The organism is Trichocoleus sp. ST-U1 (assembly GCF_039961835.1).
Classification (GTDB): domain Bacteria; phylum Cyanobacteriota; class Cyanobacteriia; order Cyanobacteriales; family FACHB-T130; genus FACHB-T130.
This window is the reverse complement of sequence record NZ_JAMPJZ010000012.1, coordinates 16,350-42,631: the sequence shown is the minus strand read 5'-3', so window position 1 is coordinate 42,631 and position 26,282 is coordinate 16,350. Positions and strand designations below refer to the sequence as shown.

Here is a 26,282-nt window from a genome sequence, read left to right as displayed (position 1 = left end):
CTCGTCATTCGGTCATTCGGTTATTCGTCTATCGGTCAGAAGCAACAGACGAATCCCTATTGACTAACGACTCATAATAACGCGATGTAGAACTAACTTTGAGATCGACCCTAAACCACTTCCCTGGTATCAAAGAGCCTCTAATCGCCCCTCTCCTTGCCGCCGATACCCTACTCCCCTATAACCTTTGAAATGCCTACCTAAAGAGCTTTAAAGCGATCGCCTTTGTGATAATTTATTCGTGAAACGGTATCCGATAGATAGGCAGTAGTGTCAGGGCGTGGCAAAAAAGCTACCGATTCTCCATTTCCCTCCCTGTCGGTTCGCTGAAATTCACCGATTTAGCCGCCTCTATTCTGATAACGCTGCTTCTCCGATCAACGGCAGCGTCACCGTAAAACTCGTGCCGACTCCGACTTCACTCATCATTGAAATCTCACCCCCATGTGCCTCCACACACTTTTTGACCATCGCTAACCCCAACCCAGTCCCAGGAATTGTGCCGACGTTTCTAGCACGATTGAAAGGCTGAAACAGCCGAGGTTGATCTTCTTTGGGAATGCCAATTCCTTGATCTTGAATCCGAAAGACGACTGTTTTCTCGTGGCTTCTTAGTTCAAAACGCACTGTGCCGCCTTCCGGTGAATACTTAATCGCGTTAGCGAGTAAATTATCTAAAATATGCCGCAGTAGGGTTTCATCCCATAACGCCTCTCCCAAGTCCTCTTGACAAGTGAAAATAAGTTGATATTTGTCAAGTGTAAAGAGTTGCAACTCTTCGACCAATTTGTGACAGAATGATTTCAAATCAAGGGGAATCAGTTGGCACTGAAGTTGCCCTGAATCAGCTTTCCCGATAAACGTAATTTCATCTAATAGCTGAGCCAGATTTTTAATTGCTGAACGAATCAGTTTGAGATGAGTATTTTTTTTCTCATCGCTCAGTTTTTGATCGTAGTCTTGGAGCAATCCAGCAGAAAGGAGAATCCTATTCAGGGGATTGCGGAAATCGTGAGAAAGCATAGAAACAAATTCAGATTTAGACTGATTGATTTCTTTGGCTTTCACTAGCTCAGCCGTTCGTTCCTGAACTCGGATTTCTAACGCCTCATTAACTGTTCGTAATGTTTCCGAAACCTGCTTTCGCTCAATTGCATAGCACAAAGAGCGCACTAGCACCTCTACATTAACTTGGCGCTTAACCAGATAATCTTGTGCCCCCTGTCGGACTGCTTCTATCGCTAATTCATCGTCATTCGTATTTGTCAGCACAACAATCGGTAAGCCAGAAGCGTGGCTGTTTAGGGGAGCTAGAGAACACAAACCTTCACTGTCAGGTAGGGTCAGATCCAACAAAATTACATCAAAGCAATCTTCATTGAGTCGATTGAGCGCTTCCCTCAATCGTTTGACATGCACCAGACTAAACTGTTTGAACTTGGCTTGTTTCAGAAGCTCTTGCAGGAATCTGGCTTCTGCCAAGTTATCCTCAATCAACAAGATTTTTATTGAGCTTCCAGGCATAATTTTCTGGGATCTCCCCTCCCCTCCTGTTCCCGCTCGGCAACTGCTTGCATTTTAACAAGATACGAAAATTTCTTGTCATCATTCCGATGGCAGGGTAACAGTTTCCAGCCAAAACTCTTCAATTCCTTTAACAATTTTAAAGAGCTGGCTGAGGTTGCGGGATTTGGTGATGTAGCAATTTACGTGCAAGTCATAGCTGTGGAAAATATCATCTTCATTTTTAGAAGTTGTCAGCACTACTACTGGGATGCGTTTCAGCTTGGGGTCGGCTTTAATTTCCGCCAAGACTTCTCGACCATCCTTCTTCGGCAAGTTCAAATCCAGCAAAATCAGGTCAGGGCGAGGTGCATCAGCATACTCGCCCTCTTGGCGCAAGAAAGCCATCGCATCCACACCATCTCTGACTGTCACGACTTGGTGTGGGAGCGAGCTATTTTTTAAGGCTTCTTGGATTAAGCGGATATCGGCTTTATTGTCCTCGACTAAAAAGATTGTTTTGTGGTTTTCTTCCGTTTCTACGCTCACGATCGCGTCCCCCTACTGGAATCGTAAAGTAGAATGTTGCACCCTGACCTAATTGGGACTCGACCCAGATGCGCCCTCGGTGACACTCAACAATCTTTTTGCAAATTGCTAAACCCATTCCTGTACCTTGATACTCATCCCGCGTATGCAAACGCTGAAAGATAACAAAAATGCGATCGCTAAACTGCGGATCGATGCCAATCCCGTTATCCCGTACTGAGAATAGCCACGCATCCTCTAGTCGAGAAGCTCCTACATGGATTTCTGGCGGTTGCTCGCTGCGGAACTTGATAGCATTGCCAATCAGGTTCTGGAACAGTTGCATCAACTGGGTGCTATCTGCCATAACCGTCGGCAAGGGATCGTGAGCGATCGCAGCTCCCGTTTCCGAGATGCGTCCTCGCAAATTAGCCAAGGCGCGGTCTAAAGCCGTGTCCACCCCTGTCATTTCAAACTCGATAGCCTGCATATCCACCTTAGAGTATGCCAGCACGTCATCAATTAGCGTCTGCATTAAGCTGACTCCCTCAACAGTGAAGCCAATGAATTCCTTCGCGTCTTCGTCGAGTTGCTCTAGATAGCGCATCTCCAAAAGTTGTACGTAGTTCGCTACCTGATTGAGTGGCTCTTGCAAGTCATGGGAGGCGACGTAAGCAAACTTTTTCAGCTCAGCATTGGAACGTTCTAAATCTTGAGCTAATTGGGCAAGTTCATCAGCTTGGCGCAGCACAATGTTAATAATTGCCTTTCTGAGTTCAAGTGCGGCTTTAATTTCTACCTGTTTCCAGGGTAAAGACGTTAAGCGAACCGTTTCTTTCCACAGCTCAAATGATTTGCGAGGACACAGACGAATATTTCCCTCTGACTGGTTTACTTCAAACGCCTTATTTGGGTCGCCACCCCAATTCACGGTTTGAATCACTTCCGGTCGAAACCACAAAACATAGTTATTCTTAGAAATCGGAATCGCTAATAAGCCACTGGCAACGTTTTTGAAACTTTCTGCATCTGGATAAATCTGAGGTAAGGAATCGCTATAGAAGACTTCTTCCTCGACGTTATTCTTTAGCCATTGGACTAAAAAGTTGAGTTCTTCTTCTGTGGGAGTCTCACCAACCATCGTGCAATCCCCGCCAAAGCACACGGCAGCACCTTTAGCGTTAGCAAGCTCCAGCAGATTCGGTTGGTGTTTAACTAAACCATCAATAAAGTTTTCTTCTTGAGACATATATTCAACCAAGGCTGATTGGATATATGCCAGCTTCATGCGATAGCCGTAATCTTCAGTTTCTTCTCTGGTTGATATTTCTGAAAAGATGACGCGCCCCAAGAATTCGCAAGCTTTCCGCAGCTCATAAGAAACATACTTTGGGGACTGATGATGGCAAGCAATCAGTCCCCAAAGTTTTTGATCTTTCATCAAAGAAATTGTCAGAGAAGCACCCACACCCATATTGTGCAAGTACTGGATATGACAAGGAGACGCGCTTCTAAGAATAGAGTTCGTTAAATCAAGCGGACGCTGATTAACTGGATTAAGAATCGGAAAAAGTTCAGCAGATTGAGAAGTGGCATCCGGGATTAACCTGATCCAATTCGAGGTAAATAACTTTCTAGCTGGTTTAGGAATATCTGATTCTGGGAAGTGGAGACCTAAGTAAGGCTCCATACTTTCTAGTTTTTCTTCAGCGAGGACAGATCCATGCCCATCGTCATCAAACTTATATAGCATCACCCTGTCAAATCCGGTGACTTTTCGCACCTCTTTCACAATGATTTGACAAAAGTCACCCAGAGTTGATGTTTTTTCTAACTGGTTGATAGAGGCTCTGGCTAGATGATAAAAGCTTAAGAAGGGGATATTTTCTTGGGAAATCGCAGGTTCTAATTCCAAAATTAAAAATCCATCTGCATTCCGGTGGAAAATGCCATCAAAGACTAAATACTCATCGCCTTTTCTTCTAGCCCAAATCTTGATAGGGTTGATAAAATCAAGATTTTCTTCTAATAGTCCTGCTTTAATTCTGTCTACTTGGAATGGGTCGAGAACTTCTTCTAATTTCTTTTGCAGCATATTTTCGGGGGAGATTCCGAAAACTGTGGATATATTGCTGCTAACTTGTAATATTGTTAACTCAGGTTCTGCGAGAACGAAAATTATTCCGTGAGGCTGAACTTTACTAGCATTATGAATGGGTGCTTCTTTCAAGCTAGTTATATTAATCCCTGGCACTTGTAAATTGATTTCCATTACGATCCTTCCTTTTTTCTGGAACTATCAGAAGTAGATTATCTATAGGATTGAATACCCTAAAAGGATTTCCCGCACCAGCTAAATGTCCCTTTCGTAGCGCTGTATTACTGGCAAATAGTCAGCTCGATCCTGAACTCCAAGATACAATGCTTGTCTATTTAGGGGCTGAAAAATTTCGTTACTTTTCTAGTGAGTTTGCACTCCTCAACGGTGTTTCCCAGTGTCCCCTTAATCTGCTCGCGCTCAAAAGTCTAGCACAAGGATCGAGGCAACACTCCTAAGGAGGATGTTAAGAATTCCACCAAAACAAAAAGTTTTTCTGCTTTTAGTGTTTCTGTCTTTATAAAGAGTTTCCAAGGTGTTAATTTGTTGAGATATATAGAATGGGAATATCGTGCCTACAAGCGCTGAAAATCTCTTGAAAATAAAGATAAAAAAAGACAGGTTTCCATCATGGAAACCTGTCTTTCCTAGGGATTCAGCCAGAAAACTTGCTGATTAATTGCCGCCCATTTGAGCTGCAACTTCCTCAGCAAAATTGCTTTCTTTCTTTTCCAGTCCTTCACCGAGAATAAATCGGACGAAGCGACGGACTTGGATGTTTTCACCTAGCGTCGCAATATTTTGCTTGATCAACTCTTCCACCGTGATACTTTGGTCACGAATGTAGGGCTGATCGACCAAGCTCAACTCTTGCAGGCGTTTGTCAATTCGACCCTGAACAATCTTTTCTTTGATGTTCTGCGGCTTGTTGCCTAGGTCATCCCGCCCCATTTCGATTTCTTTTTCCTTCTCAACGATTTGAGCGGGAATGTCGCCAACCTTCACGTATTCAACGTTGGGGCAAGCTGCAATCTGCATGGCTATGTTCCGCACCAGAGTTTGGAAGGCTTCGTTGCGGGCGACAAAGTCTGTCTCGCAGTTCACTTCCACCAGGACGCCGACTCGACCTCCGGTATGGATGTAGCTACCGACGAGTCCTTCTGAGGCTTGGCGATCGCCTTTTTTCCCAGCGCTAACCATTCCCTTTTGACGCAGCCATTCAATGGCTTTGTCCATATCGCCATCGGTTTCTTTTAGCGCTTTTTTGCAGTCCATCATGCCGACACCAGTTTTTTGGCGCAGCTCGTTCACGAGTTTTGCAGATATTTCCGCCATTTCCTCAGTTCCTAACTAAGAATTGATGTTCTAACGCTGAATTATCCCTCGGTTTCTTCTTCCTCTTCATCAGGAACCGAGTCGATTTCCTCGTATTCGATATCGTCTTCAGCGCCTTCGTAATCTTCGTAATCCTCTTCTGCTTCTGCGTCTAGCTGACCGTGACGACCTTCATAGATAGCGTCTGCCAACTTACCCACTATTAGCTTAATGGAGCGGATAGCATCGTCATTGGCTGGAACGGGAATATCCACTACATCCGGGTCGCAGTTTGTATCCAGCAGCGCGACGATAGGAATCCCCAGTTTTTGGCATTCTTGAACTGCATTATATTCCCGGCGCTGATCCACGATCACGACGATGTCGGGAACTTTCCGCATTTGCTTAATCCCGCCGAGGTATTTCTGCAATTTGGTCATTTCCCGGCGCAGCATCGAAGCTTCTTTCTTGGGCAGTAAGTCGAGGACTCCGGTTTCTTCCCGGCGTTCCAAATCTTTTAGGCGCTCTACCCGTGTTTTAATTGTCGTCCAGTTGGTGAGCATTCCCCCCAACCAACGTTGGTTGATGTAGTAAGAACCACAACGAGCGGCTTCTTGAGCCACAATTCCTGCGGCTTGACGCTTGGTACCGATGAAGAGAACCTTCTTGCCCTGTTCTGCGGCGGTTCGCATATAGGTGTAGGCATCTTCCATCAGCTGGGCAGTCTGAACCAAGTCGATGATGTGGACGCCATTGCGGGACGTATAGATGTATGGAGCCATTTTTGGGTTCCACCGGCGGGTCTGGTGCCCAAAGTGAACACCCGACTCCATCATCTGAGCCAAAGAAACAACTGACATATTTATTTTCCTTTCGGGTTAATCCTCCATCCAGGCGTATTTCCAGCGGAAACACCCGAAACCCTGAATGTGCGGAATGTACGAATTTAGACAACTCTTCCAGTTTATCAGAGTTCTAAGGGCTTTGATGGGAAAATTTGCAGGAAAAACATTGAAAAATAGGCTAGCACAGTTGCGGTAGCCGATTTCTAGATATTTGGCAAGGAAAATATTAAAAGATTAGCGATCGCGCAAAATAAATCGCTCACTCGCATACTTGGCAGTACAAGCTGTAAATTATGCTTTTTGCCTAGCTTCAGCGTAGGCTGCATAAACACCTTGAACGTTGTACCAATTAAGGAAAATTCGAGCAATTTCTAAGGCTAATTGGGGTTTACCTTGATTAATCAGCCATTGCAAAAAGGGTGCCATTGTGCGCTCGTTGAGTCTGCCACCGATGGAAAGAAGACCCCAGAGGATGCGGTGAAGGAGGGTCATTTGAATCATCATTTTGACATCCCAGGTAGGGTGCTTTTGATAGAATAAAACGCCCATCCGTCCCCGTTGGATTTCTCGATCGATCATGGGGGGAATTTGTTCTAAGGCAAAGGGGGGGTGCCAGTGATAGCCGACTGCGGCTGGACATTTAATCAGTTTTAAACCCAATTGTTTGAGCCTGATGCCGAGTTCTAAATCTTCCCAGCCGTAAAGTTGAAAGCGGGTGTCAAATAATCCAGCTTTTTCGAGCCATTTACGAGCGATCGCTACATTCCCCGTGGCAAAGTAAGCAGCGGAAAAATCCGTAATTTTGTAGGGTTCCGAGGTGGGATTCTCGAAGTTATTGGTATTGATCACCCAACCGTAGGTGAAGAGGCGATCGCTTCCCAGGTTCTTTTCTCCCTCAACTAAGGCGTCGGCGTGTGCTTGGAGAAAATGCTCGGTAACGACTAAATCGCTATCAATAAAGATAATCGTGTCACCCTGAGCCTGTTCTACTCCCAGATTACGGGCGGCGGCTGGCCCTTGATGGTCTTGCAAGAGCGATCGCACATGAGGAAATTCAGCGGCGTGTTGGGATAACCACTCCAACGTGCCATCCGTCGAACCATCATCCACCAGCACCACTTCATAGCCGCTGACGACGCTACCAGCACTCAACTGCTGGTGTTCCATTGCTCTAAGGCATTTTTCTAGAATCGGCTTGCGGTTATAAGTTGGAATGACAACGCTAAAAAACACGATTTCCCCCGGATGACAACACTTTTAGTATCTCTCAAAGAACTGTAAGCCAATGAACAGAAAGCATTTTCATCTATCCCTTGGTGCCCCAGATGACTATGGCTGTAGATTAATCTGTGCTATTCCTGACAAGACTTGGCATAGATTAGTTGCATAATAAGAACTCGTTGTTTTGCGGAAGTGAGAGATCAATGGGTCGTGCTACCAAAGTTGTGCTGGCATATTCAGGGGGAGTCGATACCTCCGTCTGCATCCCATACCTGAAGGAGGAATGGGGAGTTGAAGAGGTAATTACCCTGGCGGCGGATTTGGGACAGGGAGACGAACTAGAGCCAGTCCGGGAAAAAGCGCTAAAATCGGGTGCTAGCGAATCGCTGGTTGCCGATGCTACAGAAAGTTTTGTCAAAGATTATGCGTTTCCAGCGATTCAAGCGAACGCTCTCTATGAAAATCGCTATCCCCTCCAGACTGCTTTGGCACGTCCGCTGATTGCCAAACTTTTAGTCGAAGCGGCTGAAAAATACGGTGCGGATGCGGTGGCGCACGGATGCACGGGGAAGGGCAATGACCAAGTTCGGTTTGATGTATCGATTGCGGCGCTGAACCCAGATTTGAAGGTGTTGGCACCAGCGCGGGAATGGGGGATGAGCCGAGAGGAAACCATCGCTTATGGTGAGCGTTATGGGATTCCTTCGCCCGTGAAAAAGAAATCTCCCTACAGTATCGATCGCAATTTATTTGGTCGCAGCATTGAAGCGGGACCCCTAGAAGATCCTTGGACGGAACCGCTAGAAGAAATCTATGCGATGACCAAAGCGATCGCTGACACGCCCAATGAGCCAGAATACGTTGAAATTGGCTTTGAAAAAGGCATCCCGATCTCCCTCAACGGTGAAGCTTTGCCGCCTGTCGCGCTAATTACGAAACTCAACGAAATTGCCGGAAATCACGGCGTTGGGCGGATCGATATGATCGAAAACCGCCTAGTGGGTATCAAATCGCGGGAAATCTATGAAGCCCCGGCTTTAATGGTTTTAATTCATGCCCACCGCGACTTAGAAAGTCTCACCTTAACCGCAGATGTGACCCACTACAAGCGCGGTATCGAAGAAACTTATACTCAGCTAGTTTATAACGGTCTTTGGTATAGTCCGCTCAAAGCCGCCCTGGATGCCTTCATTCAACAAACACAGGAGCGGGTATCGGGAACGGTGCGAGTTAAACTTTTTAAGGGCAACTCGATGACTGTGGGGCGTAAATCTGAGAAGTCCCTTTACAGCCCAACGTTAGCAACTTATGGGGCTGAAGACCAGTTTGACCATAAAGCTGCTGAAGGATTTATCTACGTTTGGGGATTACCGACTCGCGTTTGGTCGCAAAAAGCGAGAGGTTAGTTTGAAAGTTTTGAGTTTTGAGTTTTGAGTTTTGAGTGAGAAAACACATTCTTTTCATTCAAAACTTAATCGCTCATCACTCAAAACTTTTTCTAATCTCCCTCGATTGAACGCTTGGCTTCGCGGGACTCTAGCCACAGAGGAACGGCAATCCAGGCAATCAACAGGAATAACGCGATTAAACCAAATTGAGCGACCCACACAACTAATTGTTCCAGGGGTACCAGTCGCCCTGCGAAAAAGGACAACGTGACCATTACCGATGCCCAAGCAGTCGCCCCAGCTATGTTATAAGCCATAAACTTGAGGAAGGGCATTTGGGCAATTCCAGCGAGAGGACTGGCGACAATTCGCAGCACAGCCAGGAAACGACCGAGAAACACTGTTTTTCCGGCGTTCTCGCTCACTTGTTGCTTGAGTTGTAAGAGTTTTTCTTCGCGGATGCGGAAAAATCCCCCAACTTTCACCAGCAGGGGCCAGCCGCCTTTTCTGCCAATCCAGTAACCGCAAGTACCACCGACAACTGCACCAGCGATCGCACTCCCTAGCACGAACCAGTAACTCAGTTCCTTACTTCCCGCCAAGAAACCCCCGGCAAGTGTAATCGTTTCACCAGGGATGGGAATGCCAAGATTTTCCAGCAAAATCCCCAAAAAAACTGCCCAGTAACCGTAGTGGTGGGCAATTTCTTTGATATTCTCCACAGATACAAATTCTAAAGACATTTATCTGGGTCTTTACATAGATTCATACTTCTATGATAGTGGCTCGATCCGCTCAGGATGTCAATCAGGGCGGCAAATCTTGAGATTGTTATCGAGACGGCTACGGGCGAGGATTTTGCCCCTAGCACTCAAGGGCGATCGCACTCCTCTTCATCGGCAAATAGGCAGCCCAATATCTTTCTTGAGGAAATAAGGATTAAACAGGCGAGTTTACGTCTTTTTCGATTTGCTGCTTCGCCTTAAAAAAACATTTTCAGCAGGTATACCGACGGACAGATGCCAAATTTTAATTTTATTCTTATTAAGACTGTTAAAAAGTAATGCTCGTCAGGACTCAAACCAAAAACCAGTTGTGAGTGAATTTGCAACTGTGACTGAGTGAGGACTTCTCTAGCTTTACCCTTGAGGAGAGGAACTCTAAGATAGAGGTATTTTGTTTCTAATATTATTTTATGTCTAAAGACTCAATAAAAGTGCTTTTAATTGAGGATGACGAGGACGACTATATTCTGACGCGCGATCTCCTCTCAGAAATTGAGCGAGAAAAGTTTGATCTCGAATGGGTAGATAGTTATGATGCTGCTTTAGAAAAGATTCAGATGCATCAACATGATGTCTATTTAGTGGACTATCGTCTTGGCGCACACAACGGCTTGGAATTGTTACAAGAAGCCATTTCAACTAATTGTAAAGCGCCGATCATCTTGCTGACCGGGCAAGGAGATCGGGAAGTAGACTTTGCAGCAATGAAAGCGGGAGCTGCCGATTACTTAGTTAAGGGGAAGATGGACGCGCCGCTATTAGAGCGGGCGATCCGCTACTCGATCGAGCGAGTCAAAACGTTAGAGGCGCTGCGGGAGAGTGAATCGCGGCTAGAGAATATTCTTGGTTCGCTCGATGACAGCGTATGGTCGGTTTCAGCCATCACTAGGGAGCCGATTTACATCAGTCCGGCGGCGGCGGAAATTTATGGTCGTCCAGTCTCCCAGTTTTTCGAGCGCCCGAACCTCTGGCTGGAGGTGATTCACCCAGAGGATCGAGAACGAATAGAAGCGATGACGCAAGCGTTACTCCAAGTCGGTGCAGCAGACGAAGAGTATCGTATTTTCCGACCGGACGGGGAAGAGCGTTGGATTCGCAATCGCGCTCATCTAGGGCGTGACGCGAATGGGAATGTCATCCGAATCGATGGTTTGGCTGCCGATATTACCAAACGCAAGCAGGCAGAAGAAGCCTTGCGGTCAGCTATGCGCGAAAACAGCCAGCTAGCGGCGGCGATCGCTAACCTGACAACTGGAGTTACAATCACCGATCCAACTTTACCTGACAATCCAATTATCTTTGTCAATCCTGCTTTTACTGCCATCACCGGCTACTCGGCGGCGGAAGTGATGGGTTCTAATTGCCGCTTTCTACAAGGGAAAGATACCGATTTCACTGTTGTGAAAGTGATGCGAGAAGCGATCGCATCAAAGCAACCGATTATGTGTGTAGTCCTGAACTACTGCAAAGATGGGACACCGTTCTGGAATGAACTCACCATCAACCCAGTTTTTGATAACGAAGGGAAACTCATCAACTTCATCGGGTTGCAGAACGACATCACGGTTCGCAAGCAAACCGAAGAGGCAATTGAACGACTGCGCCACCAAAACGAACTAATTCTCAACTCAGCCGGTGAAGGAATTTATGGTTTGGATATTCATGGAAACGCCACCTTTGTTAATCCAGCTGCTGCGAGAATGCTGGGATGGGAAGTTGAAGAACTCATTGGCAAACCCTTGCATTTTATTTGCCACCATTCAAAAGCCGATGGCGCTCCTTATCCGCGAGAAGCGTGTCCAATTTATGCAGCCTTTAAGGATGGCACAGTTCAACAAATAGAAGAAGAAGTCTTTTGGCGAAAAGACGGTACGAGCTTTCCCGTTGAATACATCAGCACCCCGATTCGAGAAAATGGTCAGTTGGTGGGTGCAGTCGTTACCTTCCAAGATATTACCGAGCGCGTAGGGGCAGCTACCAAGGCCGCCCAGACCCAGGAGGCTTTGCGTGAGAGTCAAGAACGTTATGAACTCGCCGTTTCTGGTGCTAACGACGGACTTTGGGACTGGAATTTAAAAACAAACGAAATTTATTTTTCTCCCCGCTGGAAATCCATGCTGGGCTGCGAGGAGAGCGAAATTAGCAATACGCCTGATGCCTGGTTTGAGCGAGTGCATCCTGAGGATATCGAGCAGTTGAAAGGGCAGATTTCTTTACATCTGGAAGGGCTGACCCCCCATTTTGAGAACGAACATCGCATACTACACAAAGACGGAACATACCGTTGGATGCTAATCCGGGGGATGGCTGTACGAGACACGAATGGGAAAGCCTCTCGCATGGCTGGCTCTCAAACTGACATCACCGAGCGCAAGCAAGTTGAGAAACAACTCCTCCATGATGCTTTTCATGACGTGTTGACAGGCTTACCAAACCGAGCCTTGTTTAGGGATCGGTTGGGACAGGCAATTGAACGGTCAAAACGAACCAGTGACTATTTCTTCGCCGTCCTTTTTCTAGATATTGATCGCTTCAAGGTGATTAATGACAGCTTGGGACACATGATTGGCGATCAATTGCTGGTAGCGATCGCGCAGCGGTTGAAAGCTTGCCTGCGGGGTGGAGATACAGTTGCACGGTTAGGTGGAGATGAGTTCACCATCCTGCTCGACGATGTCAAAAATATCAATAACGCCACTGACATTGCCGAGCGCATCCACTTAGAACTTATGCATCCTTTCAGCCTTAACGAGCAAGAGGTATTCACGACAGCAAGCATCGGCATTGCCATCGGGGGTGGTTCGCAAAGCGCCCCAGCAATCGGATATGACTGTCCGGAAAATCTCCTGCGCGATGCTGACACCGCAATGTATCGTGCCAAATCGATGGGGAGAGCGCGTCATGAAGTCTTTGATACCACCATGCATACCCGCGCGGTGGCACTCTTGCAACTGGAAAACGACTTGCGGCGTGCGATCGAGCGGGATGAATTTCAGCTTCACTATCAACCCATTGTGTCATTGACAACTGGCAGGCTTGACGGGTTCGAGGCGCTTGTACGCTGGCAGCATCCGGAGCGCGGTTTAATCTCTCCAGCGGAATTTATTCCCATTGCCGAAGAAACAGGTTTAATTGTTCCCATTGGGCTGTGGGTACTCTACAATGCATGTTACCAAATGTATGATTGGCAGCAATTTTATCCAGAATTACTATTAACAATCAGTGTTAATCTTTCCAGCAAACAGTTTTCACAACCAGATTTAGTCAAGCAAATCGATCAAATTTTGCGGGAGACTCGCCTGGATGCGCGAAGTTTGAAGTTAGAAATTACTGAAAGTGCAGTTATGGAAAACGCAGAATCGGCAATCAAAATGCTTTTCCAACTAAAAGCTTTAGGCGTGCATCTGCATATTGATGACTTCGGCACTGGCTATTCATCCTTAAGCTATCTGCATCGGTTTCCCATCGATCAGTTAAAGATTGATCGTTCTTTTATTAGTAGAATTGGGGCGAAAGACGACAGTTTAGAAATTGTCCGTGCTATCGTGACCCTGGCTCATACTTTAGAGTTAAATGTGACAGCAGAAGGGGTGGAAACAGCCGAGCAACTCTTTCAACTGAGAGAAATGGAATGCGAATATGGGCAAGGATATTTTTTCGCTAAACCCTTAACTCAAGAGTCAGCAAAAGAATTAATTGTTACAACACAGCAGCTTACCACCGATTTCAATTATTTTGCCTCAATCTTTGCAAAACCTCAATAATCTTATGTGCGCTGAGTAGATGACTGAAATTTAGTATTGCTTAATGTTAGGTTTTGCCAAGGCGAAACCTAACTAGGCATTCTGCAAAACTATATTTTATAGTGTTGAGTTTTCCGCTTCATTTTCCTTTAGTGGCAATTCAACAATCTCAAACCAGTATTTTCCCAAAGCTTTCATCACAGAAACTAGAGATTCAAATGTGACTGGCTTAGCAATGTACGAGTTTGCGCCTAAACCGTAAGAACGATAGATGTCTTCCTCAGCCTTTGATGTAGTCAGCACGACGACTGGAATAGGTCGCAGTTCGGGATCGGCTTTAATCTCCTGGAGAGCCTCCCGCCCATCCTTTTTAGGCATATTCAGATCCAGCAGAATTAAACCTGGACGGGGCGATTTTATTAACTGAGTATACTTACCCCGATGGTAAAGATAATCCATCAGATCCTCACCATCTACAACAAAGTGTAGATCGTTAGCGAGTCGGCATTCTTCTAATGCATCCTTTGCTAGCAGCCGATCGTCTTCATCATCGTCAGCCATCAAGATGGTAATTAATTTTCCAGCTTTATTCACAGCGTTTTACTCACACCAAATTCCAGTACTTTCGCATAATTTGCAGTCGCGAAAAAAGGCTTGCTTTCTGAGATTGATCAGCAAAAATCTAAAATTTAAAATTCCAAAATCTATCACCTAGATTGCTTAACAGGTAGCGTGACAATGAATGTCGCCCCCTCCCCTAATATGCTTTTTGCTGTGATAGTACCACCATGACGCTCGACTATTTTACGGCAGATCGCTAAACCAACTCCCGTTCCTTCATACTCGTTACGACCGTGTAGGCGTTGGAAAACTGTGAAGATCCGATCCAGATACTTTTCGTCAAAACCAATGCCATTATCTTCGACCATAATTTGACACATGGGACGAGCTGATAAGTCTTGTGTCCAAAGCTGCTCGCCCCTCTCTAGTAATTGACTCCAAATCTTGACGACGGGTGCTTCTTCCTGACGCCGAAACTTCAGCGCATTGCTAATCAAATTCTGTAATAATTGCCGCATCTGCGACGGATCAGCATCAATCGTTAGCAGCTCGCCAATTTCTACTTGTGCGCCTACCTTCTGGATATGCACCTCCAAATCAGACAAGACCTCTTGTAGCACGTTGGTGATATTGACACGAGTAAAAGGCTGAGCTTTGCTTGTCACCCGCGAGAAGGCTAGGAGGTCATTAATAAGAGTTTGCATCCGTTGCGCCGCTTTTTGCATCCGCTCTAGGTAGTCCTTCCCCTCATTAGTTAGGGATTCCCCGTATTTGAGTTTGAGGCGATCGCCAAAGGCTTGAATTTTCCGCAATGGTTCCTGCAAGTCGTGGGAAGCGACGAAGGCAAAGTCTTGCAATTCCCGGTTGCTTTGTTCCAATTTGAAGGTATAAGCTTTTAATTTTTCCTCTGTTCGCTGTCGTTCGGCAATTTCAGCTTCGAGTTCTGTATTAATAATTAATAATTTTTGGGTACGTTCTTGCACCCGTTCTTCGAGCATTTCATTGGTGCTTTTGATTTCCCAAAACTTTTGATTAAGGGTCGCAGCCATTGACTTGAAGTTGCGAACTAGAGCGTCCAGTTCTGTCACCGAACTATTAGGCCAATCGATTAATTCTTGCTCTGAAAGTTTATGAGGCAGATTTGTCGTTACTTGCGCTAGTTTTGAGAGGGGGCTAACTAAGCTGCGGCTTAGAAGGGTTGCAAAGATGAGCGCGATCGCTGAAATTAGCATCAAAATCGCTAAACTATTGGTATGAACGCGCTCTATATGGCGGACGTTTGGTGTCGCAGACAATTCTGCAATGAGAGTCCAAGGAAGTTGGCTATCAATCGGAGTCTCTTGCACAAAGAACGAATTGTTCCAACGCACCATGACAAGCCGACTGCCACTTATCGGTAGCCACTGATAAGTCATCGGCGCAATTGGACGAATTTCACCATCCTTACGACGATCAAATGTTTGCATTGCTACTCGCTCAGACAGAGTACTAGCAATTACAGATTTTCTGCGATCGACGAGAGTAATTTGCAGTCCCCGCTCGTCAACATTTGATTTTAGGAGTTCGTCAATACCGTTCAAATCGAGTTCTGCAATGACTAAACCACGGAAGCGATTATCTCTTAGCACGGGTACGCTGAGAATTACCTTTTGTCCGTTCACTACATCCGATAGAGTAGGTTGCAGAGTATTATTTATTTCCTTAAAGTAGGGTTTAACAGCAAGATTCAATCCAATAGTGGACTCTCCCGCTTCATTCTGTCGTGGTGAAGATGCAATTGCTTTACCTTCGGCATTGACTACATAAATCTCATGGAAATCTGGAAATGTCCGTCTAGCAAATTCTATACTTGACTGCAATGCATCCAATTTGGTAGGCTCATCAGCAGCAATCTGAGCAAATTCTTGAACTGCCTTTAGATGTTGCTGATGCCAAGAACGCATTTCAACAACTAAATCTATAGAAGCCGCCTTGAGTTCTGCATTAGCTGTTGTCTTGATGTTATCAATTACGCGGCGGCTGTCTAAAACCATAAGAATTAGAGTAGGAAAGAAGACAAAAGCTACTAACAAATTAAAAACAGTTTGTTGCAAAGAAAGCGTGCTAACTGCTTGAGGACGACCTAGCCATTTATGAATCGGTAAATGAGTCAGCATCAAGCTAGCAATTAAAGCATTGAAAATCCCGTTTACAGGCTGCTTTAACAAGATAATCAACGCTTGTGTAGTATCTACGTGCAAGATAATGGCATAAAATAGCCAAATGAGAGGCATCCCGATGAACAGCCAGAAAATTCCGTCTAGCAGCACGATATTCTGACGTAGACGATGAAACAATAAACTAACAAAGAATGCTTCAGCGGTAAAGGTAATTACCGTGTAGGGATGATGCCAAATAAAATAGGTACAAATGCCAGAAATGAAGCCTGCAAAAGTACCCCAACCTGTACCGTACAAAAATACTATAATCCAAACGGCAATGCTGCCAAATAGGAAATCTATATCGAAAAATAATGACCAACGGAAATAATTACCTAAATATCCGGCGACGATTAAAATACTTAGTCCAAAAGCGGCTTTGTTTCGGGCGTAAAACGGTGTTATTTTTGGGAGATAAGGACTTGAATTCATAACTACGGCTTGTTTTTCTTGATTGATGTTGAGCCAGATAAATTCTGTTAGAGCCAGTCGCTTTACTCACAAACTGGACTTCTTATTACCTCCCCTTTTTTGAGTGTAGTGGTGAGTGAGGGCGGGGATATAGGTAAGATGATATGTGTCTTCGCAAAACTAAAAAGGCATAAGAACTATTAAAGATTCCTAATTATCATGGCTAATATTTCATAAATTAATTCAGATTAATATGCTAATTATTAAGAAATGTGGTTTAGAGCGATCGCTTACCTAATCCCTACTACCATCTCCACCCGTTTCTCACCAGTTCTCTTCATTTTTGCCTACTTGCTAAGGGATCATTGCTGCAAGAAGATAAAAAAGCATTAGTTTATTAATTACTGCAATAACTCTAAAACAGCTCAGATTCTTAGCCAATTGTTACGCGGGTCGTCTGTATCTGAGCAATTATTGACAAGTCAACGATTTTTCTGAGTAAGTTCGACTCTATGCAGTCGCCTGAATTGCCTAAATGCAACAAAACGGCTACTGAGGCAAGCAGTAGCCGTCGCGTTAAAGTTTGTAAAACAGCGTAGCTTAGCGCAATCTGATTTAGATATTTTCAGGTTGGCACTAACTCGCCGGGACGCAACCGCGCCCATTTGCCGGTTTCCCGCTTAAAGCTGAGACAACCCACAACATCCCATTCCATCTCAATCATTTCCCCCTCGGTGCGGATATTGACATTGATGGTGGGTTCAGTGGCTTCAAAATCGGGATCTTCAGTTAGATGAGGCACCTGATGCTGCATTTCTACCGCATGATAGGTGGTGCAGCGGTCTACGTATTGGCAGTTAACACAAATACACATAGGACAGCCTCCAGAGGCTTTTCTGTTAATCTAGCTCAGTCAACACGTCTATTAATTACCTATTGGGTTGATTTTTATTGCAATGTGTCTTTGAGGCGAATAAATTCACAGACACACAAACGCTTGTTCCTGTGCGTGGACTCGGAAAATTATCTAAATGGGGTAAGTATACAGATGCACTTAAACACAGACACCTCTACCCTATCGCCAAAAACTTGGCCTTTTAGCCTGGAATTGCTCCCGGAACCCGCTTATATGGTGGGGGGTGCTGTGCGAGATGCTTTGCTGGGACGCCGCCGCGAGTACCGGGATCTAGATTTTGTCTTACTGGCAGATGCGGTAAAAACAGCGCGGAAGATTGCCAGTCGCTACAAAGCGGGGTTTGTGTTGTTAGATGCCCAGAGACAGATTGCCAGAGTCGTATTTGAGCAAGCAACCGTTGATATTGCCCAAGCCGAAGGGTCAAATTTAGAAATCGATTTGCAGCGGCGCGACTATACAATGAATGCGATCGCTTACAATCCTTACACTGGCGAACTCATCGACCCTCTTAGTGGCTATGCAGATTTGCAACAGGGCATCATTCGGATGGTTTCCCCCAAAAATCTGCAAGATGACCCTTTACGGCTATTAAGAGCGTACCGCCAAGCTGCCCAACTAAATTTTACGATTGAGTCGGATACCCAATCAGCAATTCGGCAACTTGCACCTTTACTGGGGCAAGTATCGGCAGAACGAGTGCAAGCAGAGTTTGCCTATCTCCTTAACACTTCTGAAGGCACTCCTTGGATAATTACTGCCGTTGAGGATGGTTTACTCGCAACTTGGTTTCCCAGTGCCTCAAGTCCCCAACCTCTCCCGAACCTTCCCCTGCAAACGGAGGGAACAATCGCGAGGTTAATAACTCCACCTCTTAGCCCCCTCCCCGTTGACGGGGAGGGGGTTTGGGGGAGAGGTTCCGAAAATGTCTCTACAATCTTGCCAGCAGTTGAACGTTCAGCGGTATTGCTGGGAGAAACATGGCATGAGTTAGCAATCTTTTTATCTAGCTTGGTAGGCGATACCTTAAAAACTTCTTGGTTGGGCATTGCGAAGCTGGCGATATTGTTGTCACCCGTGCCGGAAGCTGCTGAAACCCAATTATTGAATTTAAAATACAGCCGCGCTGAAATTCGCGCCATTACCACTGCACTCAAATTATTGCCGCAGCTGCAACCATCCCAGATGTCTTTAGGAGAGCAGTATTTGTTTTTTCGAGAAGCCGGACAGGTTTTCCCAGTCATCCTCGTTCTGGCTGTAGCCACTGGGATATCTGTCGCAGAATTGACACCCCTCATCAACCGCTATCTGACTCCTGACGACCCTGTTGCTCATCCCGCGCCCCTCATCACCGGCAAAGATTTGATCCAAACTTTCAATCTCCCATCTGGGCCACAAGTTGGTAAATTTCTCACCGCTATCGGACTCGCACGCGCTGAAGGTAAAATCTCTACTCCCGCAGAAGCCATAAAATTAGTTTCGCAACTACTGGAAGAGCCGTAAAACTTTTACAATACTTTTTGAGAATTATTTGGGCGTTATGAGTGGTTTGGTGAAAAATTTGATGTCTTGCAGACTCAAGCAAAAATGTAGGGTGCTAGGAGCAGCACCCTACAGTTCTTGTTGCTAAGGCGATTATTTGTGCCTTATCTTATCTCAGCAACTGTACCTAACGTCCTACTGACGAGTTAGGTTTAGGAGTTCTTTCGGGGACGCCAATAAGTCAACCGCCACGAAGAAAATTTTGCCTTGAGGATCGAGTAAGAACCGCCACGCAATGTTCATGCCAACGCTGGCACCGAACCAAGGAGTTTCTACTTTGCCTGTGACTTTATGCTGGGTATAGCCATCTTCTATGCGCTCAGAGACGCCTTTCTGTGGCATCATCTTGAGTCCCTGACATTCTTCGCGCATATATGCAGAAATCGCTGCACGACCGACAATTGGCTTCTGGAAGGGCGGTTGCAATGCTCCCTTTTCCGCAAATAGAGACACAGCCGCCTCAAAGTCAAATGCGTTCATGTTTTGAATATAGTTCAGCACTGTAGGCTCACTGATGCCATCAATACTGATCTTCGGACGAGAAGCTAGGGCGGTGGGTGCTATATAGGGATCTTCGGGTTTTGCGTAATCGTTGAGAGCCGGATCAAATCCCATGTTGATGACGGTATTCCGCAAAACTGTAATTTGCTGACCCGGATCGAGTTTCTTGATGGTTTCTAGGACTGCTGCGGCTTCAGGCGTCATTTGATATCCCGTTGGGATGGGAGCGACAATACCCTGTGCCATCAACTCTCCTAACTCATACCAAAAACCCAACTTGGTATTGACGCTGAAAGAAGAATAGGAACGGCTGATGGGAGTGTCAGCACGGTTAGCAAGATCCTCCATCACTTTCGTTTGGGCGGCAGCTGGCATCTGCTTAATTTGGGCTAGTAAACCTTCCGCTAGTATCATGCGGGCGGCTCCTGTGGCGGCGCGAGTAATTGAAACACCCATTTCGGTGTAGGCAAACCAGAGTAATGCCAGTTGATCGTCAACGCTGAGCTTATCGAAAGCTTCCGTGGTAGCTGGAACCGCATTAGCAATCTGAGTTCCAGGGAAAATGCCCTGTGCGGACTCAATCGTATAAGTCGTGGATGAAGTCATGGATGCATTATTTAGATTCGTTAAAACTATTAATCCAGAAACTTCTGGGTTACGAATCTTTGTCTCCTGTCTTAAAACATATAACAAAACATTACAAAATGTAAAGTTTTCTTTACATTGGGGGAGACAGAGGTCGCACCATCTAAGGCTGCCAAGAATCGGATTTATCCATACAGGGCCTAGGGTTGATGGCAATTTCCATCCCCCAAATGTTATGAAACGGTTTGTAAATACTGGTGTTTGATGAACGCTCTCGCCTTGAAAATCACTAGCAGCTAATGGCAGACAAGCAGCGATCGCTACTTTGGGCAGTTTGCTCTTTTGCCGTAACAGAGTTGTATTTGGCTGTGTAACGTTAAAACGGGCAATGCTAAGAGATCGCTTCTAAAAAACTTTCGCCGGGTAGCGATCGCTGCTTATCTTAGATAATTTGCCGCCATGCCCTAGCATTTGAGAGTAGCTGCTCAATTAAAGGAGCCTTTGCCTGGACGTAGCCTTCTCGATCTAGCCGGAATTGTACCGCTAACTCGCGCTTCAAAGCATCGTATTGCTTCGCTTTCTCTGGGTGCGCCCTGAGAAAATCGCGGAAGATCAGCTGGTTTTCCCAAACCTGATTTCCTCGTTTCACCAGATGGAGATGGTGAGTGCGGGGCATCCCTTTGCGAAAGAAGTGCCGTCCTGGAACACCCAACTCACCTTGGTAGAGATAGCCGAGTGTTTCGACAGATGTAATCTGATCGACGCTGGGTGGTAACTCCTCCAAGCCTACGAGAATATCAATGATTGGTTTAGCTGCTAATCCTGGCACTGAGGTACTGCCAATATGGTGGATGTCCAAGACAGCATCACCGAGGGCGTGGAGAATTTGGAGTTTTTCCTCCTCAAATTGGATAGGCCAATTGGTATCGTAATCAACCACTTGGATAAAATCTTGCATCGGTTTAAATTAACTCCTTAGCGATCGCTCCTACCGGATATTTGCTGGAGGGCTTCTAAAAAACTTTCCCCCGGCAAGCTTCGCATTTCCATCTGTTGATTAATCTTGACGGCGGCGGCTAATCCAGAATTCATCGCCCCTTCTACCAAGTTTCCCCCGCACCAATCGCCACAACAAATTAGGGGCAATGGTGTCCCAGCGTCCAGCCAATCTTGATGCAAAGGACGACTGGGGAAAGCATAGCGCCAGCGATGAATTTGAAACCATTCGGGAGAATCCAGCCACGGAACGAGTAACTGGGCGGCGCGAGATAACATCTGGCTTGCCGCTGGGTTTAAATCTTCGGCGTCCAGGTAACGGTTTGCAAATTCAGCGGTGCTGTGCAAAACAAAGACTGGTATCTGGGGATTGGGGCGTTTGCTGCTGTCTAAACCAATCCACGCTAAGTCAGAGTCCTGTGTAACATCTAGGTGTAACGGGAAATTTACCGTCTCTGCATTACTTAAATCTTGCTGTCGAGAAGCTGGATAACCCGCCATTACACTGAGACAGGGGTCAAACTCCACAGCGCGTAAACTATCTAGAAATTGAGTTGGTATGGTTTTGGCTAAGGGTTCCAGTAGCATCAAAGCTTGAGGCGCTGGAATTGCCACGACAACAGCTTTAGCAATTAATGGGTCGGCTTTCGGCTCAAAAGTGAAATGCCAAGTTTTCTCATCAGTTGGGGTAATTTCTTGAACCCGTTGATTCAGCCGCATTTCTAAACCTGTGGCGAGGAATTTAGCGATCGCATTCATCCCCATTGGTGCCACATAACGGGGACGGATCGAGGATGAATTCGGCTTTGCTGATTCCCCGCAAATAGTATCCGTCCAGGCTTGAACAATCCCCCAATTTCCTTCAAAATCGCTTTGCTTCACCCGCAAAACATCAATAAACTTCTCAGTTAACTGCCCTTGGGGTTCTAAATAACGCAAGCCATGATCGGCACAAGTCCCCTGCAATCGGCGCGTTGCCACCCTTCCCCCAACGCCACGAGATTTGTCAACGACGACCACTTTATATCCAGCTTGGTGCAACTGTTGAGCAACGGTCAGTCCCGCGATACCCGCACCAATTACGGCGACATCAAACACTACGGATAACCCTCAGTCTTCAAGTATATAGAAGTAGAATAAGGGACAGCACCGAATCTGGGGTCTGGGAGGAATTGAAGTTGGACGAGCTGAGAGCCGCGCTGGAATTAGCCACAGAAGAAGAGTTACAGCAACTGACAGATATTCTATTTCGCCGCAAATTTAACCCCTTAGATTACGTTCAGACACCTGACCCGATCGACATTCAAAGCCAAGATCACGAAGATTGGTTGGATGCGATCGAGCAGAGATTTCGCTTTTTAGCGGCGGATGGAGTGACAGTTTTGCGAGGACGCACGGGTGAAGTCACTTATCGACAAATTTTGATCCAAGTTTGTCGATATCTAAAAATTCCCTATTCTGCAAAACTTTCGACAACTGATTTAGAAGCAGAAGTATTTCTCAATCTGATGGGTCGGGCGTGGAAACAAATGCCTCGACACGAACAGAAAGCGTTAACTGCCAGAGTACAGCGATCGCTAGCAAAGTCTCAACTCTCCGAACCCCTGCCAGTGCAGTTGCAACACGACCCAATGGCTTTACTCGTTAAGGGCGGTAGTGCCCTTGCCGTTAGTTCCATTGTCCAGCCGCTGCTGCTACAACAACTTGCCCGTCAGTTTGCGATTCATTTTGCTAGCTATCAAGTCGCCAAAGAAACTGTTATCCAAGGCAGTGCTGCTGCTGCTGCACAGTTCCAAAATTACGTGGTACTGCAAACAGCTAAGCGTGGGATGGCGATGAGTGCTGCCCGTTATGGTGCCATCCGCAGTGTATTTGCGTTGGTGGGACCTGCGATGTGGGCGTGGTTTTTTGCTGATTTGGGCTGGAGAGCGATCGCGACCAACTACGGTCGGATTATCCCTATTATCGTTGCCTTAGCGCAAATTCGCCTAACTCGTGCCGAATGCTGGGAACCTGCTTAGGAGTTAAAAGTCAAAAGTTAAAAATTAAAAATGAAGAAATCCCCGTTTTTAATTTTTAATTTCCCATTTTTAAGTCGGCATCCCGACCCCAGCTTGCAAGCATCTTGGAACTATGCTCAACTGGGGTTCCTAATTTTTCCCTTGATTCCTATTCTGGGTGCTATTGGAATATTTATCGGATTAGTCGGCACCTGGAGAAAAAAATATCCCACAATTATCCGACGCCCTCTCAATCGCGGATTCGCTATCTTTTGCGCCTGGGTAATTATTTCAGCTAGCTTCGCCCCTTTTCCTTTAGAAGCCTTGCTGGGATTGTTTAATTTCCTCCCCTTTTTCATCTTTTTTGCTGCCTATAGCGAACTCATTCAGACACCAGCACAACTGCGACGGTTAGCTTGGATTTTGGTGCTACCTTCCGTACCCGTGGTGATTCTTGGCTTCGGACAGATATTCATGGGTTGGGCTAGCCCAGCGCTATTGGAAGGTATTGTAGGCTGGGCGCTGCAACCTAAAGGGAATCCCATCGGGCGGATGGCTTCGGTGTTTATGTACGCCAATATTTTGGCAGCCTATCTGCAAATTGTGTTTATTCTGGCGCTGGGATTGTGGATTGAAGAAAGCAAAAAGCGATCGCCCCAATCTCGCCGCTTACGTACCGCCACGCTAGAAAAAAGAGCGGAAGCAAAAGCTAAAACAAAATATATTTTTCCCTTTCCGATTACCTGGCGAATCGGGTTTCTAAGTGTAGCGGTAATTGGAAATGCTGCTGCACTGATTTTGACGAATTCCCGCAATGCTTGGGCGATTGTTGTTCTTAGCTGTCTTGCCTTTGCCTTCTATCAAGGTTGGCGTTGGCTAATCGCAGGAGTGGGGGCGATCGCTACTAGCATCCTCTGGGCAGCTTTTGGCCCTTCACCCGTGCGCGAATGGCTTCGCACGATTGTCCCCTATTACTTTTGGGCGCGACTCACCGACCAAATGTATCCAGATCGACCCGTGGCGTTGTTACGGACAACTCAGTGGCAGTTTGCTTGGTCGATGACTCAGCAACGTCCCTGGACTGGCTGGGGTTTAAGGAATTTTACGCCACTTTACGAGGCACAGATGAAAGTCTGGCTGGGACATCCTCACAGCTTGCTGTTAATGCTAACGGCTGAAACTGGCATCCCCGCAACCATTTTCTTCTGCGGTTTAGTTGGCTGGGTGATGGTTCAAGCTGCCCTACTATTGGCAGAGATGAGACTAATCTCGTCTCCACAAAATAGGTTAATTCTTTTCAGTTATTTAGTCGCTTTTGGTGCCTGTACATTATTTAATGTAGTAGATGTAAGTATATTTGATTTACGGGTGAATACCTTGGGATGGTTGCTATTAGCAGCCATTTGCGGAGCAGTTTATCAAAAGAGAGCGATCGCTACTAATTTTATAGAGGAATCATGATCGTGAATTATAACTATATTACCAGGCAAGAAATAATTATTAACTTTGTCGAAATTGGAACAGAAGTTTGCACCTTGATTGAGCAACAAGAAGCTATAGAGACACATCGGTTTATTAGGCAAATATCTAAAACACTTGCAAAAAATTACACAGCAGTTATGGAGTTGGTTAATATTATTACTGATGAACAAGAAATGATAGATAGTTTTAAAATTACCGAAGGTGTACCTAAAATTTATCAATGAATTCAAAGCAAGCTGGGTCAATACAATTGTTATTGGGAAGTTTTTAATATATTAGTGTAAAATGAGGTTGTTGTAGGCGATTTAAGGGACGATTTAAGGGATATATATCGATATCTCAAAGAAGGTTTTGTTGCCTTCGAGCGAGGTCACGTTAACTATGCAATCTGGCATTGGAAGTTCCATTTTATTGTTCATTGGGGCGACCATCTTGTGGATGCCCTGCGCGTCCTTCATCGGATAAATAGCAACCATTTAAACACTGATTAGTTAAACACTGATTAGCACCTACCGCAGCACAGGAGAAGGGCGATCGCATTCTTTCCCAATCTCCTTGTATACCCCGCAACGGCAAGTATTTGATGTGACGAGATAATGTGGGGCGTCCTATGCGATCGCTTAGAATAATTGAAAACCACTCTTAACCAAGCAGAGTGAAGCTGCGGTGACTCAAAACAGGGAAAATCTGAATAGTCAAGGTCGCAGGATGCCGTATCAAACAACCTTAGCGACCAGTCATTACGCTTTGCTAGGGCTGCATCCTTCGGCGTCGCCAATCGAAATCCGGCGGGCATATCGAGAATTAAGCAAATCCTACCATCCTGATACCACAGAATTGCCTGCTAACATAGCAACGGCTAAGTTCCAGCAGCTAAACGAAGCCTATTCCACTCTCAGCAATCCACAACGGCGACTGGCTTATGACCTAAAAATTGGCTATTCCCGCATTAGCGTAATTCAAGCACCGCCAAACTTGAATTCTTCGGTTTCCCAAGCAAAAAAGGCATATTCTTCCTCAGCCTATTTAGATCCAACCGATCGCCCCCTCTCTCCAGGAGAGATTTTTGTCCTATTCATTATGGGTTTAACCTTTGTGGGTTGCCTATTGTTAGCGATCGCCATTGGCTTAACGCGAGGAGAAGCCGCCTTCCAGGTTTCCGGGCTAGAAACCCTGCAACCAGTCGAGCAGCAGGCGTCGCCTCATCTTCCTATTCATCCTCATCATCTATCTAAACCCGTGGCATCTGGGTCTCGCCTTGCCCCACTCATCCCTCAAAACAAGCGAGTTGATTCAATCTACTTGCCGGATGACAGATAATTTGGGAAAATCCGCCCCTAGCCAACTTAAAACGACTTATGACTCTTCCCACTGCTGATACGCCCCTCTATAACCATCCCTTACCTGATATTGAACAGTGGCTCAAAAAGATGGGATGTCAACAAGACCGAACTCAGCTGCACTGTTGGCACATTGCTAGACCTTTTTGGAAAGCAGAGCTGTCTCTAGATGTGGAGGAGCTAACCGTGCGCTATCTAGAAGCGGGTGAAGGCGGACGAGATATCCTGCGCTCCTTCAAATATTCTCTGACTCGCCAAGATGTAGAAGACGCTGTTTTTGCAGGTCCTTAGAAAAAGTTTTGAGTTTTGAGTTTTGAAGTCAAGAAAT

Annotated in this window: 22 protein-coding genes; 8 read left to right on the top strand and 14 right to left on the bottom strand. The window is 45.9% G+C overall.

Annotated features, from left to right (window positions below; genetic code table 11):
- Window positions 1–351 precede the first annotated feature (351 nt).
- From NDA06_RS07050 to NDA06_RS07025, 6 genes are all read right to left on the bottom strand, one after another.
- A complete protein-coding gene (locus tag NDA06_RS07050) occupies window positions 352–1,524 on the bottom strand; it encodes a hybrid sensor histidine kinase/response regulator (RefSeq protein ID WP_190985175.1) in 1,173 nt (390 codons plus the stop codon).
- An 81-nt stretch (window positions 1,525–1,605) separates the two neighbouring features.
- Window positions 1,606–2,052: a response regulator gene (locus NDA06_RS07045; protein ID WP_190412061.1), complete on the bottom strand. Its 447-nt coding sequence runs from the start codon at window positions 2,050–2,052 to the stop codon at window positions 1,606–1,608.
- Window positions 1,997–4,303 carry an ATP-binding protein gene (locus tag NDA06_RS07040; protein WP_190985176.1) on the bottom strand — a complete coding sequence of 769 codons (2,307 nt, stop codon included), beginning with the start codon at window positions 4,301–4,303 and terminating at the stop codon, window positions 1,997–1,999. The genes NDA06_RS07045 and NDA06_RS07040 overlap by 56 nt, the downstream gene beginning before the upstream one ends.
- Window positions 4,304–4,804: 501 nt before the next feature.
- Window positions 4,805–5,464 (bottom strand): translation elongation factor Ts, encoded by a 660-nt coding sequence (gene tsf, locus NDA06_RS07035; RefSeq protein ID WP_190412059.1) that lies wholly within the window; start codon window positions 5,462–5,464, stop codon window positions 4,805–4,807.
- A 41-nt stretch (window positions 5,465–5,505) separates the two neighbouring features.
- Window positions 5,506–6,303 (bottom strand): 30S ribosomal protein S2, encoded by a 798-nt coding sequence (gene rpsB / locus NDA06_RS07030; protein ID WP_190412058.1) that lies wholly within the window; start codon window positions 6,301–6,303, stop codon window positions 5,506–5,508.
- 276 nt (window positions 6,304–6,579) lie between these two features.
- Entirely contained in the window at window positions 6,580–7,521 is a 942-nt protein-coding gene (locus NDA06_RS07025; RefSeq protein WP_190412057.1) for a glycosyltransferase, read from the bottom strand.
- Between the two features lie 191 nt (window positions 7,522–7,712).
- Between NDA06_RS07025 and NDA06_RS07020 the strand changes: the two genes are divergently transcribed.
- The gene (locus NDA06_RS07020) at window positions 7,713–8,915 is read left to right on the top strand and encodes an argininosuccinate synthase (protein WP_190412056.1); all 1,203 of its coding nucleotides are present in this window, start codon (window positions 7,713–7,715) and stop codon (window positions 8,913–8,915) included.
- Window positions 8,916–9,007: 92 nt separating this feature from the next.
- On the opposite strand, the gene NDA06_RS07015 is transcribed toward NDA06_RS07020, so the two are convergent.
- Entirely contained in the window at window positions 9,008–9,640 is a 633-nt protein-coding gene (locus NDA06_RS07015; RefSeq protein ID WP_190412055.1) for a DedA family protein, read from the bottom strand.
- Window positions 9,641–10,092: 452 nt separating this feature from the next.
- Between NDA06_RS07015 and NDA06_RS07010 the strand changes: the two genes are divergently transcribed.
- Entirely contained in the window at window positions 10,093–13,446 is a 3,354-nt protein-coding gene (locus NDA06_RS07010) for an EAL domain-containing protein (protein ID WP_190985177.1), read from the top strand.
- A 96-nt stretch (window positions 13,447–13,542) separates the two neighbouring features.
- On the opposite strand, the gene NDA06_RS07005 is transcribed toward NDA06_RS07010, so the two are convergent.
- From NDA06_RS07005 to NDA06_RS06995, 3 genes are all read right to left on the bottom strand, one after another.
- Complete coding sequence (locus tag NDA06_RS07005; RefSeq protein WP_190412119.1) at window positions 13,543–13,986, bottom strand: response regulator; 444 nt, start codon at window positions 13,984–13,986, stop codon at window positions 13,543–13,545.
- A 146-nt stretch (window positions 13,987–14,132) separates the two neighbouring features.
- Window positions 14,133–16,616, bottom strand: coding sequence for an ATP-binding protein (locus NDA06_RS07000; protein WP_242047387.1), 2,484 nt, complete (start codon window positions 16,614–16,616; stop codon window positions 14,133–14,135).
- A 604-nt stretch (window positions 16,617–17,220) separates the two neighbouring features.
- The gene (locus NDA06_RS06995) at window positions 17,221–17,469 is read right to left on the bottom strand and encodes a Ycf34 family protein (protein WP_190438801.1); all 249 of its coding nucleotides are present in this window, start codon (window positions 17,467–17,469) and stop codon (window positions 17,221–17,223) included.
- 174 nt (window positions 17,470–17,643) lie between these two features.
- On the opposite strand from NDA06_RS06995, the gene NDA06_RS06990 reads away from it, so the two are divergent.
- Entirely contained in the window at window positions 17,644–19,011 is a 1,368-nt protein-coding gene (locus NDA06_RS06990; RefSeq protein ID WP_190682620.1) for a CCA tRNA nucleotidyltransferase, read from the top strand.
- Window positions 19,012–19,185: 174 nt separating this feature from the next.
- Here the strand turns inward: NDA06_RS06990 and NDA06_RS06985 are convergent, their stop codons facing one another.
- The 3 genes from NDA06_RS06985 to NDA06_RS06975 form a co-directional block, all read right to left on the bottom strand.
- A complete protein-coding gene (locus NDA06_RS06985; RefSeq protein ID WP_190438806.1) occupies window positions 19,186–20,157 on the bottom strand; it encodes an orange carotenoid protein N-terminal domain-containing protein in 972 nt (323 codons plus the stop codon).
- A 421-nt stretch (window positions 20,158–20,578) separates the two neighbouring features.
- Window positions 20,579–21,094 carry a GrpB family protein gene (locus NDA06_RS06980; RefSeq protein ID WP_190525499.1) on the bottom strand — a complete coding sequence of 172 codons (516 nt, stop codon included), beginning with the start codon at window positions 21,092–21,094 and terminating at the stop codon, window positions 20,579–20,581.
- A gap of 17 nt (window positions 21,095–21,111) precedes the next feature.
- Entirely contained in the window at window positions 21,112–22,230 is a 1,119-nt protein-coding gene (locus tag NDA06_RS06975; protein ID WP_190682617.1) for an FAD-dependent oxidoreductase, read from the bottom strand.
- 80 nt (window positions 22,231–22,310) lie between these two features.
- Here NDA06_RS06975 and NDA06_RS06970 point away from each other — a divergent pair, with 80 nt between their 5' ends.
- The 3 genes from NDA06_RS06970 to NDA06_RS06960 are packed head-to-tail and all read left to right on the top strand — an operon-like array spanning window position 22,311 to window position 24,838.
- Window positions 22,311–23,153 carry a YaaW family protein gene (locus NDA06_RS06970; protein ID WP_190412048.1) on the top strand — a complete coding sequence of 281 codons (843 nt, stop codon included), beginning with the start codon at window positions 22,311–22,313 and terminating at the stop codon, window positions 23,151–23,153.
- 30 nt (window positions 23,154–23,183) lie between these two features.
- On the top strand, window positions 23,184–24,593 hold the full coding sequence (locus tag NDA06_RS06965; protein WP_190985178.1) for an O-antigen ligase family protein: 1,410 nt from the start codon (window positions 23,184–23,186) through the stop codon (window positions 24,591–24,593).
- A 2-nt stretch (window positions 24,594–24,595) separates the two neighbouring features.
- Complete coding sequence (locus NDA06_RS06960; RefSeq protein WP_190985179.1) at window positions 24,596–24,838, top strand: hypothetical protein; 243 nt, start codon at window positions 24,596–24,598, stop codon at window positions 24,836–24,838.
- A 184-nt stretch (window positions 24,839–25,022) separates the two neighbouring features.
- Here the strand turns inward: NDA06_RS06960 and NDA06_RS06955 are convergent, their stop codons facing one another.
- A complete protein-coding gene (locus NDA06_RS06955) occupies window positions 25,023–25,154 on the bottom strand; it encodes a hypothetical protein (protein WP_277879603.1) in 132 nt (43 codons plus the stop codon).
- Between the two features lie 168 nt (window positions 25,155–25,322).
- Here NDA06_RS06955 and NDA06_RS06950 point away from each other — a divergent pair, with 168 nt between their 5' ends.
- Window positions 25,323–25,934, top strand: coding sequence for a J domain-containing protein (locus NDA06_RS06950; RefSeq protein ID WP_190985180.1), 612 nt, complete (start codon window positions 25,323–25,325; stop codon window positions 25,932–25,934).
- A 38-nt stretch (window positions 25,935–25,972) separates the two neighbouring features.
- Window positions 25,973–26,245, top strand: coding sequence for a DUF3143 domain-containing protein (locus tag NDA06_RS06945; RefSeq protein WP_190412046.1), 273 nt, complete (start codon window positions 25,973–25,975; stop codon window positions 26,243–26,245).
- Window positions 26,246–26,282 lie beyond the last annotated feature (37 nt).